Source organism: Stenotrophomonas sp. Steno-Z2, from assembly GCF_056393235.1.
On record NZ_JBWJOY010000002.1, the window covers coordinates 605,583 to 619,888 of the forward strand.

Genomic DNA, 14,306 nt, shown 5'->3' on the forward strand with positions numbered 1-14,306 from the left:
CGTACACTCTCGGGCATCCTTCGCAACCGGATTGCCCGACTGTCCGCTCATCCCGCCCCGGCCGACGGCGCGACGCCCCCCGTCGGCGATGCCTTCGCGCTGTTCCTGCGCGAACAGCGCGGACCGCTGCGCGCCTTCCTGCGCGCGCGCGGTGCCGGCGAGGAGGACGCCGAGGACATCGTGCAGGACTGCATGGAACGGCTGATCCGGTACCGGGAACATCCGCACGACGAATTGAAGCTGCTGCTGTATCGGATCGCCCGCAACCGCCTGGCCGACCGCGGCCGCTCCGCGCAGGCCGCGCCGCACCTGCCCCTGGCCGAGCACGACCTGCCCAGCGAGGCGCCGTTCTCCACGCCCGGGCCGCTGCGCCAGGCCGAATCGGGGCAGATGCTCAACGCCCTGCGCCAGGCGCTGCTGAAACTTCCCGGACGCTGCCGCGAGGTCTACCTGCTCAACCGCATCACCGGCATGAGCTACAGCCAGATCGCCCGGCATCGCGGCGTCACCGCCAAGACCGTGGAGAAGCAGGTCGCGCGCGCCCTGCAGGGCCTGCGCCAGGAACTGGGCGCCGATGCCTTCGGCACGGGCGGGGAGGACTGATGGAACGCGACGCAACGCCCCGCGATGCGCTGTTCGCCCGGGCCGCGGCCTGGGTGGCGCGGCTGGATGCGGCCGACTGCACGCGCGCCGAACGCGAGGCCTTCGAGGACTGGCTTGCCGCCGACCCTGCCCGCGTGCGCGCCTGGGCCGAAGCCGAACGGCTGCATGCGCGCGCGGCGGCATTGCGCGATGACCCCTGGCTGCGCGCCGGCGCGCGCCATGTGGTCCGGCGCCCGCTGTACCGGCGGCCGCTGTTCGGACTGGCCGCCGCCGCGGCGCTGTGCCTGGCGGTGGGAACCGGCTGGGCGCTGGTCACCGATGGCCGGCCCGCACCGCACACCTATGTCAACAGCGGCCTGGCGCCCCAGCGCCAGGTACTCGAGGACGGCAGCGTCGCGGTGCTGGATGCGCGCACCACCCTGACCGCGCGGTTCGGCTGGCGCCGGCGCGACATCGAACTGCAGCAGGGCCGGATGCAGCTGCAGGTAGCCCCGTCGCGCAAGGCGATGCGGGTGGAAGCGGGCAACAGCACGCTGCGTGACATCGGCACCACCTTCCAGGTCGAGCTGCTGGACGACGGGCGGGTCGACATCGCCCTGCTCGACGGCGCGCTGGAGATCGCCAGCCGCGGCGCGCAGGGCATGCACCGCCCGCTGCAACCAGGGCAACAGCTGCAGGTGCTGCCCTCAGGCCGGATCGAACCGGCGCAGGCGCTGGCGCCCCAGGCCGAGGCCTGGCCGCAGGGCCGGCTGCGCTTCGATGCCACGCCGCTGCCGGTCGCCATCGCGCGCATGAACCGCTATACCGCCACGCCGCTGGTCATCGGCGATCCGGCGCTGGCGCCGCTGGCCGTCAGCGGCACGTTCGCCGCCGGCGACCAGGCCGCGCTGCTGTCCGCGCTGGAGCTGGGCTGGTCGGTCAGCGCCCACGCGCGGGCCGATGGGGCGCTCGAACTGCGCGGCACGCGCTGAACGCCGCGATGGACGCGCTGCTCCGCCGCCTGCGCCGGACCGCGCTGTGCCTGGCCCTGGTGGCCGCGACACCGGCCATGGCCGCCGACGCGGACACTGCCGTGCACTACCAGGTCGCGCGCGGACCGCTGGCGCAGGCCCTGCGCGAATGGTCGCGGCAGGGCGACACCGCGCTGCTGTTCGACGCCCACGAACTGGACGGACTGGACAGCGCCGGGCTCAGCGGCACGCTGCCGCCCCGGGCCGCCCTGGAAAAACTGCTGCACGGGCTGCCGGTGCGGCTCGCGCGCTCGCCGGCGGGGATATACACGGTGCGACGCGTGCAGGCGCCACGGCCGCCGCCACGCACCGCCGCCGCCACGCGCGCGCCGGAACCGGCGGCGGCGCCGCAGGTCGAACTCGCCCCGGTGCATGTCACCGGCAGCCGCCTGCCGCGCACCTCGCTGCAGGCCACCATGGTGGTGGATGTACTGGAACGCGACGACATCCGCCGCAGCGGCTACGGCTCGCTGTTCGACCTGCTGCGCCACCTGCCCGGAATGAACGGGCGGCCGCCGGTGGACGCCTCGCGCGACGGCGACTCGCCCTACCTGCCCGGTGGCGCCGCCGCGGCCACCAGCCTGGACGGAATGGGGCCGCGCGCCACCCTGTTCCTGGTCAACGGCCGGCGCCTGCCGCGCTACCCCATGGTGTCGCTGCAGCAGGGCGCGCTTACCGACCTGGGCGGCATTCCCTTGAGCTTCGTCGAACGCATCGAGCTGGTCCGCGGCGGCGCGTCGGCCATCTACGGCGCCGACGCCATGGCCGGCGTGGTCAACATCGTGCTGCGCGACCACGCCGACGGTCCCGAGGCCATGCTGCAGACCGGCACCAGCAACCAGGGCGACGGCGCCCAGTACCGGGTCCAGGCCGCCACCGGCCGCGGCGGCGAGGGCGACGACTGGTTCCTCGGCATCGACCTGCAGCGGGCCGACCACGTCGCCGGCGACCGCCGCGACTGGCACCGCGAGCGGCAGCGCTATCCGATCGGCCTGCTGACCCGCGACGGCTATTACCTGCCGGCCTTCCTGTGCCCGTCGGGCATGCGCGAGGACAGCGGCTGCTGGTACGACAGCTCGCGCCCGCGCTCGCTGCAGCCGGCCTCGTCCACCGCCTCGCTGTACACGCACTGGCGGCACGACGCGGGCAACGGCCTGCATGCCCATGCCGAACTGCGCGCCAGCCAGGCCCGCCAGCGTTACGAACTGGGCCCGACCGCGGCGGCCCTGCGCCTGGCCGGCGGCGACCTGATCAACCACGTGTTCGAAGAAGGCGGCAGCGTGCGGCCCACGATCCGCAGCCTCGAACTGGACATGGCCGCCGGCCTCGGCCGCGACGACGGCGACCGCGGCTGGGACGCCGGGCTGAGCCGGCAACGCAGCCAGACCACCCTGTCGACCGAGGGCGCGGTGCGCAGCGCGCGCCTGTTCGAGGCCGTGGCGGACGGCTACTACCCGGGGTTCACGCCACTGGACCCGGCACTGCGCGAACAGCTGTTCCCGCGTACCCGCAACCGCGGCCGCACCGACCAGTGGCTGGCGTGGTGGGGACTGCGCCGCGACCTCGGCCAGCTTGCCGGCGGCGCGGCGCAACTGGCCGGCGGCATCGACCTGCGCCATGAAACCTGGACCTCGCGCCCGGACCGCCTGCTCGAGGACGGCGAACTGGCGCTGGGCCTGCCCACCGGGCGCCGCCGCCTTTCCCGCCAGAGCAACGCCGGCTATGTCGAACTGGGCCTGCCACTGGCCGAACCCCTGCGCGTGGACCTGGCCGCGCGCCTGGACCACGACGCGGGCGAGGTCTCGTTCTCGCCCCGCGCCGGCCTGCGCTGGAACCCGTCGGCCGCGTGGTCGCTGCTGCTGTCCGGCGGCCGCGGTTACCGCGCCCCCAGCCTGTTCGAACGCCGGCGGCCGCCGGGCTATTTCGCCGCCGAGAGTGTGCCGTGGTCGGCCGGCCTCCCGCCCTGCGCGCATGCCGCGGACGGCGCCTGCCTGGTGGACGTGCAGGTCGTCGAAAACGACGGCGTGCGCGCCGAGACCTCGCGCAACCAGAGCCTGGGCGCAATCTGGAATCCACGCCCCGAGCTCACCCTGTCGCTCACCCACAACCGCGTCGAACTGCGCAACGAGATCCTGGCCCTGCGCCCGGCCGATGCCGCCTGGAACCCGGATACCTGGCTGCTGGACGAACGCGGCCGGCTGCAGTCGCTGCGCCTGTACTTCGACAACATCGGGCGCACGGTTTCGCGCAACTGGGTACTGCACGGCGATTACCTGCGCGCCGTGTCCAGCGGCCAATGGCGGCTCTCGCTCGACGCCATCCACCAGCAGACGCTGCGCCGCCGGGAACGCGCCAGCGGCCGCTGGATCGACCTGCGTGGCCATGCCACGCCCGGCACCGCCGCCACCGCGTCGCTGCAATGGCAGGGCGCACGCTGGGGAACCACCCTGCATGCACGCCATGCCGGCAGCACCCGCGCCTGGCCGGCCGGCGGCGCCTGCCCTGCCCCGCAGCGCGGCAGCAACCATTGCAGCAACCCGGCGCAGCTGCGCTGGAACCTGCACCTGGACCGCCGGATCGGCGCGCGCATGAGCGTGGCGCTGGACATCCTCAACCTGCTGGACACCAACCCGGTCAACTACCTGCCCGGCAATGGCGGCCTGTCCACCGGGCTGGACGATCCACTGGGGCGCTATTTCCAGCTCACCCTGCAGTTCCACTGACACATCCGTTGCCTGTGCGGCGAAAACCGCCGGGAGTGGGTTTTGACAGCGCTCGCCGATGGCCCGAAGGGGCCGCCACGGCGGGCGGCAACAAAAGAAAAGGCCAGACGCGGACGTCTGGCCTTTCTTCGATGCTGGTGCCGGAAACAGGAGTCGAACCTGCGACCTACGCATTACGAATGCGCCGCTCTACCAACTGAGCTATTCCGGCGGAGCCGCGAATTCTAGAGGCTCGCCGCCCGGACGGTCAATCGACCAGGCGCAGGCGCAGTTCCTTGGGCAGCGCGAACACCATCGACTCCGGTTCGCCGGCCAGTTCGGCGATGCTGCCGGCGCCGAGTTCGCGCAGGCGCTCGATCACGCCGTCGACCAGTACCTGCGGCGCGGAGGCGCCGGCGGTCAGGCCCACGCGGCGCTTGCCGGCCACCCACTGCGGGTCGATCTCGTGCGCGCCGTCGATCAGGTACGACTCCACGCCTTCGCGGCGGGCCAGTTCGGCCAGGCGGTTGGAATTGGAACTGTTCGGCGAACCGACCACCAGCACCAGGTCGCACTGCTGCGCCAGTTCGCGCACCGCGTCCTGGCGGTTCTGCGTGGCGTAGCAGATGTCGTCGTTCTTCGGCCCCTGGATGGCGGGGAACTTGGCCCGGAGCGCGGCGATCACGCTGCGGGTGTCGTCCACCGACAGCGTGGTCTGGGTGGTGTAGGCCAGATTGTCGGGCTGGCCGACGGCCAGTGCGGCGACGTCTTCCTCGTCCTCGACCAGGTAGATCGAACCGCTACCGGCCTCGCTGCGCCACTGCCCCATCGTGCCCTCGACCTCGGGGTGGCCTTCGTGGCCGATCAGCACCACGTCGCGACCGGCGCGGCAATGGCGCGCGACCTCGAAATGCACCTTGGTCACCAGCGGGCAGGTCGCGTCGAACACCTTGAGCCCGCGCCGCCCGGCCTCGTCGCGCACCGCCTGCGACACGCCGTGCGCGCTGAAGATCACCGTGTTGCCGTCGGGCACTTCGTCCAGCTCCTCGACGAAGATCGCGCCGCGCTGCTTCAGGTCGTCGACCACGAAGCGGTTGTGCACGACCTCGTGGCGCACGTAGATCGGCGCGCCCAGCGTCTCGATCGCGCGCTTGACGATCTCGATGGCGCGGTCGACGCCGGCGCAGAAGCCGCGGGGGTTGGCAAGCAGTACGTCCATGCGGTGATTCTAAGGGCGGGAACGGGGAAGAAGGGAAACGGGAATGAAATCGTGCTGCGTCATTCCCTGTTCGCTGTTCCCTGTTCCCGCTTCTTTCCATCGAACAGTCCCGACAGCGCGATGCCGATGGCGCCGGCCACGATCGCCGAATCGGCGATGTTGAACGACGGCCAGTAGTGGTCGCCGACGTACCACTGGATGAAATCCACCACGTGGCCGTGGATCTGCCGGTCGATGACGTTGCCGATGGCGCCGCCGATCACCAGCGCATACGGCAGCGCGCTGCGCCAGTTGCCGCGCGCGATGCGCGACAGCCAGAACGCCATCAGCCCGCTGATGGCCACCGCCAGCGCGGTGAAGAACCACAGCTGCCAGCCGCCGGCATCGCTGAGGAAGCTGAACGCCGCGCCGGTGTTGTAGGTGCGGTACCAGTTCCAGAAGCCGTCGATCACCGGCACCGGCGTGAACTCGGGCAGGCTGGCCAGCACCCAGGCCTTGCTCCACTGGTCCAGGCCGATGACGGCCGCCGAGAGCAGGAGCCAGATCAGGGCGTTGGGCTTGGGGGAATCTTTCATGTCGGGGTCCAGGGGCCAGGGGCCAGGGGTCGGTGAAAAGCAATGACACGGCGCGGGGCCCGGTCCGAGCGCCTTCCCGGCCCCCGGACCCTGGCCTCCGGCCTGCGCATCAGAACCAGCGGCGGTCCTCGCCGGGGCCTTCGATGTTGCTGACGCAGCGGCCGCACAGTTCCGGATGGCCGGCATGGTGGCCGACGTCGGCGCGATGGTGCCAGCAGCGCACGCACTTGGCCTTGCCGGTGGGCTGGGCGCTGACGAACACCTCGTCGGTGGTCGCCGGGCGCACGCTCACGTCGCCGCTGATGAACAGGAAACGCAGTTCATCGGCCAGCGGCTGCCAGTGCGCGGCCTGCTCCTGGTTCGCGGCCACGGTGATTTCCGCTTCCAGCGCGGCGCCGATGGCGCCGTTGGCGCGCATCGGTTCCAGCACCTTGGCCACCTGCTCGCGCAGCGCCAGCAACTGCTCGAAGTCGGCGGCCGACAGCTGCGCATCGGCCGGCAGCGGCGCCAGGCCGTCGTACCAGGTGGTGAACAGCACGTTCCCGGCGCGCGCGCCCGGCAGGTAGCCCCACAGCTCTTCGGCGGTGAAGGTCAGGATCGGCGCGACCCAGCGCACGAACGCCTCGGCGATGCGGTACATCGCGCTCTGCGCCGAGCGGCGGCCGCGCGAATCGGCCGGCATCGTGTACAGGCGGTCCTTGGTCACGTCCAGGTACAGCGAGCCCAGGTCGACGCTGCAGAAGTTCAGCAGCAGCTGCACGATCTCGGCCATGTTGTAGCTGGCGTAGGCGGCCTTGATCTTCTCCTGCAGCTCGAACGCGCGGTGCACGATCCAGCGGTCCAGCGCGACCATGTCGTCCAGCGGACGCAGGTGCTGGTCCGGGTCGAAGCCGTCCAGGTTGCCGAGCAGGAAGCGCGCGGTGTTGCGCAGGCGGCGGTAGGCGTCGGCGTTGCGCTTGAGGATTTCCTGCGACAGCGACATCTCGTTGCTGTAGTCGGCCGAAGCGATCCACAGACGCAGGATGTCCGCGCCCAGGGTACGCATGATTTCCTGCGGCTCGATGCCGTTGCCCAGCGACTTGGACATCTTGCGGCCGTGCTCGTCCACGGTGAAACCGTGGGTGAGGCACTGCTTGTACGGCGCCTGCCTGTCGATGGCCACGCCGGTCAGCAGCGAGGACTGGAACCAGCCGCGGTGCTGGTCCGAACCTTCCAGGTACAGGTCGGCCGGCTTGCCGAAGCCGCGCGCCAGCAGCACGCCTTCGTGGGTGACGCCCGAATCGAACCAGACATCGAGGATGTCGGTGACCTTCTCGTACTGCGCGGCTTCATCGCCCAGCAGTTCGGCCGGGTCCAGCGAATACCACGCGTCGATGCCCTCGACCTGCACCCGGTCGGCCACCTGCTGCATCAGCTCGACGGTGCGCGGGTGCGGCTGCCCTGTCTCGCGATGCATGAACAGCGCGATCGGCACGCCCCAGGTGCGCTGGCGCGAGATCGTCCAGTCCGGACGCCCCTCCACCATGCTGGCGATGCGCGCCTTGCCCCAGGCCGGGAACCAGCCCACGGTGTCGATGGCCTTCATCGCATCCGCGCGCAGGCCCGCCTTGTCCATCGAGATGAACCACTGCGGCGTGGCACGGAACACCAGCGGCGTCTTCTTGTGGCGCCAGCAGTGCGGGTAGCTGTGCTGGATCTCGACGAACGCCAGCAGCGCGCCGCTCTGGCGCAGCACCTCGACGATCAGCGGCTGCGCCTTCCAGATGTGCAGCCCGGCCAGTTCCTGCGTACCGGCCGGCGGCGTCGACGGCAGGTACACGCCCGCGCCATCGATCGGGTTGATCTGGCCGGCGTTGTAGTGCTCCAGCAGACCGTAAGCCTGGCTGACCACGTAGTCCTCCTGGCCGTGGCCGGGCGCGGTATGCACCGCACCGGTACCGTCGGTATCGGAGACGTGCTCGCCGTTGAGCAGCGGAATGTCGCGTTCGGCGTAGAACGGGTGCGCCAGCAGCTGGTTTTCCAGCGCCGAACCCCTGGCATGGCCGTGCACCACCACCCCGGCCACGCCGTAGCGTGCCAGCGCGCGTTCGGCCAGCGCCGCAGCCAGCACCAGCCAGCGCGGGCGGCCGTCGTGGGCCGGGCCTTCGACCAGCACATAGTCGATGTCCGCGCCCAGCGACACCGCCAACGACGCCGGCAGCGTCCACGGCGTGGTGGTCCAGATCGGCACCGCCACTTCCACGCCTTCGGGCAGCGCGACGCCGAAGCTGGCGGCCAGCGTCTTCGCATCGCGCGCGGCATAGGCCACGTCGATGGCCGGCGAAGTCTTGTCCTGGTACTCGATCTCGGCCTCGGCCAGCGCCGAGCCGCAGTCGAAGCACCAGTGCACCGGCTTGGCGCCGCGCACCAGGTGGCCGTTGGCGACGATCTTGGCCAGCGCGCGGATCTCGTTGGCCTCGAAATCGAAGCTCAGCGTCTTGTACGGATTGTCCCAGTCGCCGATCACGCCCAGGCGCTTGAAGTCGGCGCGCTGCAGGTTGATCTGCTCCTCGGCGTACTCGCGGCACTTCTGCCGGAACTGCTCGGCGTCGAGCTTGGTGCCGACCTTGCCCCACTTCTTCTCGACCGCGATCTCGATCGGCAGGCCGTGGCAGTCCCAACCCGGCACGTAGGGCGCGTCGAAGCCGTCCAGATAGCGCGACTTGACGATGATGTCCTTGAGGATCTTGTTGACCGCGTGGCCCAGGTGGATCTGGCCGTTGGCGTAGGGCGGGCCGTCGTGCAGCACGAACAGCGGCCGGCCCTTGGCGTTTTCGCGCAGCTGCGCGTAGATGCCCTGCTCTTCCCAACGCGCCAGGATGCCCGGCTCGCGCTTGGGCAGGTCGCCGCGCATCGGGAATTCCGTCGCCGGCAGGTGGAGGGTGGCTTTGTAGTCTTGGGTCACGGGTACTTACCCTTGCACGGCTGTTATTGAAGAGTCCGCACATGGATGTGCGGGCCTTTGCGAGGGACTCGCATTTCCGGCGTCCGCACATGGATGTGCGGGCTGTTGCGAGGGACTCGCATGTTCGCTGAGGAGGGTGCGCGCCTGCTCGGCGTCGCGGTGCATCTGCGCGGTCAACGCCGGCAGGTCGTCGAACTTCTCTTCGTCGCGCAGCTTGGCGACGAACTCGACTTCGATGTGGCGCCCGTACAGGTCGCCCTGGAAATCGAACAGGTGGGCTTCCAGCAGCGGCTCCACGCCCTGCACGGTCGGGCGCGTGCCGAAGCTCGACACCGACGGCCAGGGCCCGCTCCTGCCAGAATCGCCGGAGACGCCGTGCACCCAGGTGGCGTAGATACCTGAAAGTGCGGGCGTGCGCGGAAAACGCAAGTTGGCGGTCGGGAAGCCCAGCGTGCGCCCGAGCTGCCGGCCACGCACCACCCGGCCGCCGATCGTATACGGCCGGCCCAGCAGGTCGGCGGCATGGGCGAATTCGCCGGCCACCAGCAGTTCGCGGATGCGGGTGCTGGAAATGCGCTCGCCGTCCAGGTGCACCGGCGCGATCTCGCCGGCGGCGAAGCCCAGCTCGGCGCCCATGGCCTGCAGCAGGGCCAGGTCGCCGCCGCGGCGGTTGCCGAAATGGAAACCGGGGCCGATCCACACCTCGCGCGCACCCAGCCGGCGCACCAGCATGTCGCGCACGAAGTCCTCGGCGGTGATGGCCGCCATCTTCGCGTCGAAGCGCAGCAGGCCGACGCTGTCGATGCCCAGTGCGCGCAGCGTGGCCACCTTGTCGCGGGCCAGCATCAGCCGCGGCGGCGGGTTGTCGCGGGCGAAGAACTCGCGCGGCAGCGGCTCGAACGCCAGCGCCACCGCCGGCACGCCCAGCGCGCGCGCGCGCTCGACCGCGTGGCGCACCAGCGCCCGGTGGCCCCTGTGCAGGCCATCGAAGGCGCCGATGCAGACCACGCTTCCCTGCGGGAACAGCACCCCGCCTTCGACGTCTCTAAACAGCCTGCTCATTCAAACCCGGGTCCGGCCCTCGCAGGCCGGCGCTTCGTCATGTGTAGCCGGGAAGTATAGCGGCGGCGCGGGCATGCCCGCCTCACTGCCCGCGCAGGTCGCGCGGGCGGAAACCCATGGCCACCATCGCCAGCAGATAGGTCAGCCCGCCGCCGCCGACCAGCAGGGCCAGGGCGCCGATGCGCTGCCACTTGTCCATGCCGGTGAAGCCCGGCAGCCAGTGCAGCAGCGCCAGCAGCACCGCGCTCATCGCCGCGCAGGCCAGCACCAGCCGCAGGACGTAGCCGCCCCAGCCCGGACGGCGCCGGTAGACCCCGGTCCTGCCCAGCCAGTACCAGAGCAGCCCGAGGTTCAGGTAGCTGGACAGCGCGCTGGCGATGCCCAGCGCCAGGTGCAGGCCCGGCTGCGCCGCAAGCGCAGCCATCACGCCCTGCGCCTTCAGCGCCTCCGGCACCATCACCTGGTACAGCACCGCCAGCAGGGCGAAGTTGAACACCATGTTGGCGACCAGCGCCGCCACGCCGGCGCGCACCGGCGTGCGGGTGTCCTGGCGCGAATAGAACGCCGGCAGCACCACCTTCAGCAGGGCGAACGCCGGCAGGCCGAAGCTCAGGCCGTAGACCGACAGCGCGGTCATGCGCGTGTCGAAATCGGTGAACTGGCGGTACTGGAACAGCGTGGCGATCAGCGGCTGGGCCAGCAGCAGCAGGCCGAGCATGGCCGGCACCGCGATCAGCAGGGTCATGCGCAGGCCCCAGTCCAGCGCGTTGGAGAAGCCTTCGCCATCGGTCCTGACGTGGTGCCGGGCCAGTGTCGGCAGGATCACCGTTCCCAGTGCCACGCCGAACACCCCCAGCGGCAGTTCCAGAAAGCGGTCGGCCAGCGACAGCCAGGACTGCGAGCCGTCGCTGAGCCGGGCCGCGATCACCGTGTCCAGCATCAGGTTGATCTGCGCCACCGACGAGCCGAACAGGGTCGGCACCATCAGGGTCAGCACCTTGCGCACATCGGGGTGGTTCCAGCCCCAGCGCGGCAGGGTCAGCAGGTTGATGCCCTTCAGCGACGGCAGCTGGAACAGCAGCTGCAGCACGCCGGCGGCCAGCACCGCCCAGCCCAGCGCCAGGATCGGCACTTCCAGCCGCGGCGCCAGCCACAGCGCGCCGGCGATCATGCACAGGTTGAGGATCACAGGCGTCAGCGCCGGCATGGCGAAGCGCTGGAAGCTGTTCAGCGCCCCGCCGGCCAGCGCGGTCAGCGACACGAACAGCAGGAAGGGGAAGGTCAGCCGCAGCAGGTCCACCAGCAGGCCGTACTTGATCGGGTCGGCCGCGTCGGCGTCGGCGAACAGCCAGGCGATCTGCGGGGTGAAGATCAGGCCCAGCGCGGTCAGCACCAGCAGCACCCCGCCCAGGGTGCCGGACACCCGCGCCATCAGCTCGCGCAGGTCGGCATGCGGCCGGGTTTCCTTCACCTCGGTGAACACCGGCACGAAAGCCGTGGCGAACGAACCCTCGGCGAACAGGCGGCGCAGGAAATTGGGGACGCGGAACGCCACCCAGAACGCGTCGGTGGTGGCATTGGCGCCGAAGGTGATGGAGATGGCCTGGTCCCGCACCAGCCCCAGCACTCGCGAGACCATCGTCATGCTGCTGAACGACAGCAGCCCCCGCAACATGCGCGGTGAACTCACCCACGGCCCCCTTGACAACTTGACTTGACGTTCATTCGGCCAACCATCATACTTGCGTGCTTGCTGTTCCCACCATACCGATTTTCAGGAAACCACCACCGTGGCCAATATCAAGTCCGCCAAGAAGCGCGCCAAGCAGACCGTCGTGCGCAACGCGCGTAACACGGCTCAGCGTTCGATGCTGCGCACCGCCGTCAAGAAGGTGATCAAGGCTCTGGACGCCAATGACGCCGCCGGCGCCGAGGCTGCCTTTGCTGTCGCCCAGCCGATTCTCGACCGTTTCAGCGCCCGTGGCCTGATCCACAAGAACAAGGCCGCCCGTCACAAGAGCCGCCTGACCGCCCGCATCAAGGCCCTCAGGGCCGCCTGATCCGTGCGATCAACGGAGGCCGCAAGGCTTCCGCCGCGAAAAACCCGGCCCCGGCCGGGTTTTTTGTTGCCCGGATGCGCCCTGCCCCTTGGCAGCAGCGGCCTCCGCCGCGCCGGGACCTCCCCGGGAAAGCGCCATCGCGACTGAAGCCGTTCCTGCGGCCGACATGCCATGGCGCCGACGGGAACGAAAAACCCGGCCTTGGCCGGGTTTTTCCTGGGTTGCGGGGCAGCGGGCCGGCCTCAGCCCTGCGCCTCGCGCTCCTCGGCCTCGAGCAGCTTCTGCTGGTCGAAGAAGGCCATGATGTCCTTCATGATCGGCCAGGTGCCCTCGCGGCCCAGCGCCGAGACCAGGTACCACGGCCCGGTCCAGCCCAGCTCCTTGACCACCTGCTCGGCCGCGGCCCGCGCCTCGTCCTCGAACATCAGGTCGGCCTTGTTCAGCACCAGCCAGCGCGGCTTCTCCAGCAGCTCCGGGTCGTGCTTGCCCAGCTCGCGCTCGATGGCGCGCACCTGCTCGACCGGGGAAACACCCTCGACGCCCCCCTCCATCGGCGAGATGTCCACCAGGTGCAGCAGCAGGCGGGTGCGCTGCAGGTGGCGCAGGAACTGCGCGCCCAGGCCGGCGCCATCGGCCGCACCCTCGATCAGGCCGGGAATGTCGGCGATCACGAAGCTGCGGTAGTTCTCCACCTTCACAACGCCCAGGTTCGGGTACAGGGTGGTGAACGGGTAGTCGGCCACTTTCGGCGTCGCTGCCGAGACGGCGCGGATCAGGGTGCTCTTGCCGGCATTGGGGAAGCCCAGCAGGCCAACGTCGGCCAGCAGCTTCAGCTCCAGCTTGAGCAGGCGCTGTTCGCCCTCCTCGCCCGGCAGGGCCTGGCGCGGCGCGCGGTTGGTCGAGCTCTTGAAGTGCATGTTGCCCAGGCCGCCCTTGCCGCCCTTGGCCACCAGCAGGCGGTCGCCATGGCGGGTCATGTCGCCGATCACCTCGTCGGTGTCGACGTTGATGACCACGGTGCCGACCGGCACGGTGATGACCAGGTCCTCGCCGCCCTTGCCATAGGCCTGCCGGCCCATGCCGTTCTCGCCGCGCTGCGCCTTGAAGATGCGCTCGTGGCGGAAATCGACCAGGGTGTTCAGGTTTTCGTCGGCGCGCAGCCAGACGCTGCCGCCATCGCCGCCGTCGCCGCCGTCCGGACCACCGAGCGGAATGAACTTCTCGCGGCGGAAACCGACGCAGCCATTGCCGCCGTTGCCGGCGATTACAGAGATTTCGGCTTCATCAACGAGTTTCATCTTGGTATCGCAAGGTTCTCAGAATTACTTCGGCCCGCAGCACCGGCGCGTCCTGCGCCGCGCCGGCGGCGCGGTACAGGCGCACGATGCGGCGGGGGTTGCCCTGCCCGTCGGGCAGGAAATACTGGTTGGAGACGCGGTATTCCACGCCCTCCAGCAGTTCCGCGTCGTCCAGCGGACGCCCCTGCGCATCGCGCGCCACGACCTGGCGGCGCTTGCGGACGGTGGCGCCATCGGGCGCGACGCTGGTGGATTCTTCCAGCTCGACCCAGCCGGATGGGCCAAGAGTCAAGCTTCTTTCAAAGTCCTCGCGGCCTTCGATGCCCGGCCGCCGGCCTTCATAGCTCAGGGTGCGCGTGGCGCCAGCATAGCGGACCTTGCCCTCGCCCATCGGCCAGTCCGGCTGCCCGCTGCCGGGCGGCGCCCGCAGCCAGATCCGCACCGCGGCCGGCGGCGACTGCCCGCCTTCGCCATAGGCCATGTGGACTCCCCAACCCTGGCTGCCGTCCCAGCTGAAAACCGTGGTGCGCAGCCAGCCCCCGGCATCGAAATCGCCACGGACACTGCTGCGTTCGACGCCTGCGGCGGCGGGCGGCGGCTGCCAGCCCTGCGGGTCGGCCAGCAGGGCCGGCAACTGCGGCGAACCTGGCGGCAGCGTCAGGGTATCGGCCTGCAACGATGCCAGCGGACCGCTCACCGCCAGGGTGGCGCGGTCGCTGGGAACATCGGCCGCGCATCCGGCGCAGGCCAGCAGGCCGGCCAGCAGGGCCGCAGCCCAATAACGGATCACCTTCCCTGACTCCTGCCCGCGCGCCAACCGGCGCATCATCTGG

At 70.4% G+C, this 14,306-nt stretch carries 11 protein-coding genes and 1 tRNA gene; 4 read left to right on the forward strand and 8 right to left on the reverse strand.

Going from position 1 to position 14,306, the window contains the following annotated elements; translation table 11 throughout:
* Positions 1-99 precede the first annotated feature (99 nt).
* The 3 genes from AC06FP_RS07880 to AC06FP_RS07890 are packed head-to-tail and all read left to right on the forward strand — an operon-like array spanning position 100 to position 4,336.
* Positions 100-603, forward strand: a complete 504-nt coding sequence (locus AC06FP_RS07880) for an RNA polymerase sigma factor (protein WP_456119406.1) — start codon at positions 100-102, stop codon at positions 601-603.
* The gene (locus AC06FP_RS07885) at positions 603-1,574 is read left to right on the forward strand and encodes a FecR family protein (protein WP_478075112.1); all 972 of its coding nucleotides are present in this window, start codon (positions 603-605) and stop codon (positions 1,572-1,574) included. The genes AC06FP_RS07880 and AC06FP_RS07885 overlap by 1 nt, the downstream gene beginning before the upstream one ends.
* Before the next feature lie 8 nt (positions 1,575-1,582).
* On the forward strand, positions 1,583-4,336 hold the full coding sequence (locus AC06FP_RS07890) for a TonB-dependent receptor domain-containing protein (RefSeq protein WP_478075113.1): 2,754 nt from the start codon (positions 1,583-1,585) through the stop codon (positions 4,334-4,336).
* A gap of 135 nt (positions 4,337-4,471) precedes the next feature.
* On the opposite strand, the gene AC06FP_RS07895 is transcribed toward AC06FP_RS07890, so the two are convergent.
* The 6 genes from AC06FP_RS07895 to murJ form a co-directional block, all read right to left on the reverse strand.
* Positions 4,472-4,547, reverse strand: a tRNA-Thr gene (locus tag AC06FP_RS07895).
* Positions 4,548-4,583: 36 nt separating this feature from the next.
* Positions 4,584-5,534 (reverse strand): 4-hydroxy-3-methylbut-2-enyl diphosphate reductase, encoded by a 951-nt coding sequence (ispH, locus tag AC06FP_RS07900; protein ID WP_456118546.1) that lies wholly within the window; start codon positions 5,532-5,534, stop codon positions 4,584-4,586.
* Positions 5,535-5,593: 59 nt separating this feature from the next.
* Positions 5,594-6,109: a signal peptidase II gene (gene lspA, locus AC06FP_RS07905; RefSeq protein ID WP_478075114.1), complete on the reverse strand. Its 516-nt coding sequence runs from the start codon at positions 6,107-6,109 to the stop codon at positions 5,594-5,596.
* A 109-nt stretch (positions 6,110-6,218) separates the two neighbouring features.
* Positions 6,219-9,053, reverse strand: a complete 2,835-nt coding sequence (gene ileS / locus AC06FP_RS07910) for an isoleucine--tRNA ligase (protein WP_478075115.1) — start codon at positions 9,051-9,053, stop codon at positions 6,219-6,221.
* Between the two features lie 6 nt (positions 9,054-9,059).
* A complete protein-coding gene (locus AC06FP_RS07915) occupies positions 9,060-10,115 on the reverse strand; it encodes a bifunctional riboflavin kinase/FAD synthetase (RefSeq protein WP_478075116.1) in 1,056 nt (351 codons plus the stop codon).
* 82 nt (positions 10,116-10,197) lie between these two features.
* Positions 10,198-11,790 (reverse strand): murein biosynthesis integral membrane protein MurJ, encoded by a 1,593-nt coding sequence (gene murJ / locus AC06FP_RS07920; protein WP_478075117.1) that lies wholly within the window; start codon positions 11,788-11,790, stop codon positions 10,198-10,200.
* Positions 11,791-11,905: 115 nt separating this feature from the next.
* Between murJ and rpsT the strand changes: the two genes are divergently transcribed.
* Entirely contained in the window at positions 11,906-12,175 is a 270-nt protein-coding gene (rpsT, locus tag AC06FP_RS07925) for a 30S ribosomal protein S20 (RefSeq protein WP_478075118.1), read from the forward strand.
* Positions 12,176-12,417: 242 nt separating this feature from the next.
* Here the strand turns inward: rpsT and obgE are convergent, their stop codons facing one another.
* Both obgE and AC06FP_RS07935 read right to left on the reverse strand, forming a co-directional pair.
* On the reverse strand, positions 12,418-13,473 hold the full coding sequence (gene obgE, locus AC06FP_RS07930; RefSeq protein WP_456118538.1) for a GTPase ObgE: 1,056 nt from the start codon (positions 13,471-13,473) through the stop codon (positions 12,418-12,420).
* Positions 13,460-14,263, reverse strand: a complete 804-nt coding sequence (locus tag AC06FP_RS07935) for a hypothetical protein (RefSeq protein WP_478075119.1) — start codon at positions 14,261-14,263, stop codon at positions 13,460-13,462. The genes obgE and AC06FP_RS07935 overlap by 14 nt, the downstream gene beginning before the upstream one ends.
* Positions 14,264-14,306 lie beyond the last annotated feature (43 nt).

Coding starts and splice junctions, on each gene's coding strand:
- AC06FP_RS07885 (WP_478075112.1), top strand. CDS start 603: ATGGAACGCGACGCAACGCCCCGCGATGCGCTGTTCGCCCGGGCCGCG.
- AC06FP_RS07890 (WP_478075113.1), top strand. CDS start 1,583: ATGGACGCGCTGCTCCGCCGCCTGCGCCGGACCGCGCTGTGCCTGGCC.
- ispH (WP_456118546.1), bottom strand. CDS start 5,534: ATGGACGTACTGCTTGCCAACCCCCGCGGCTTCTGCGCCGGCGTCGAC.
- lspA (WP_478075114.1), bottom strand. CDS start 6,109: ATGAAAGATTCCCCCAAGCCCAACGCCCTGATCTGGCTCCTGCTCTCG.
- AC06FP_RS07915 (WP_478075116.1), bottom strand. CDS start 10,115: ATGAGCAGGCTGTTTAGAGACGTCGAAGGCGGGGTGCTGTTCCCGCAG.
- murJ (WP_478075117.1), bottom strand. CDS start 11,790: ATGTTGCGGGGGCTGCTGTCGTTCAGCAGCATGACGATGGTCTCGCGA.
- obgE (WP_456118538.1), bottom strand. CDS start 13,473: ATGAAACTCGTTGATGAAGCCGAAATCTCTGTAATCGCCGGCAACGGC.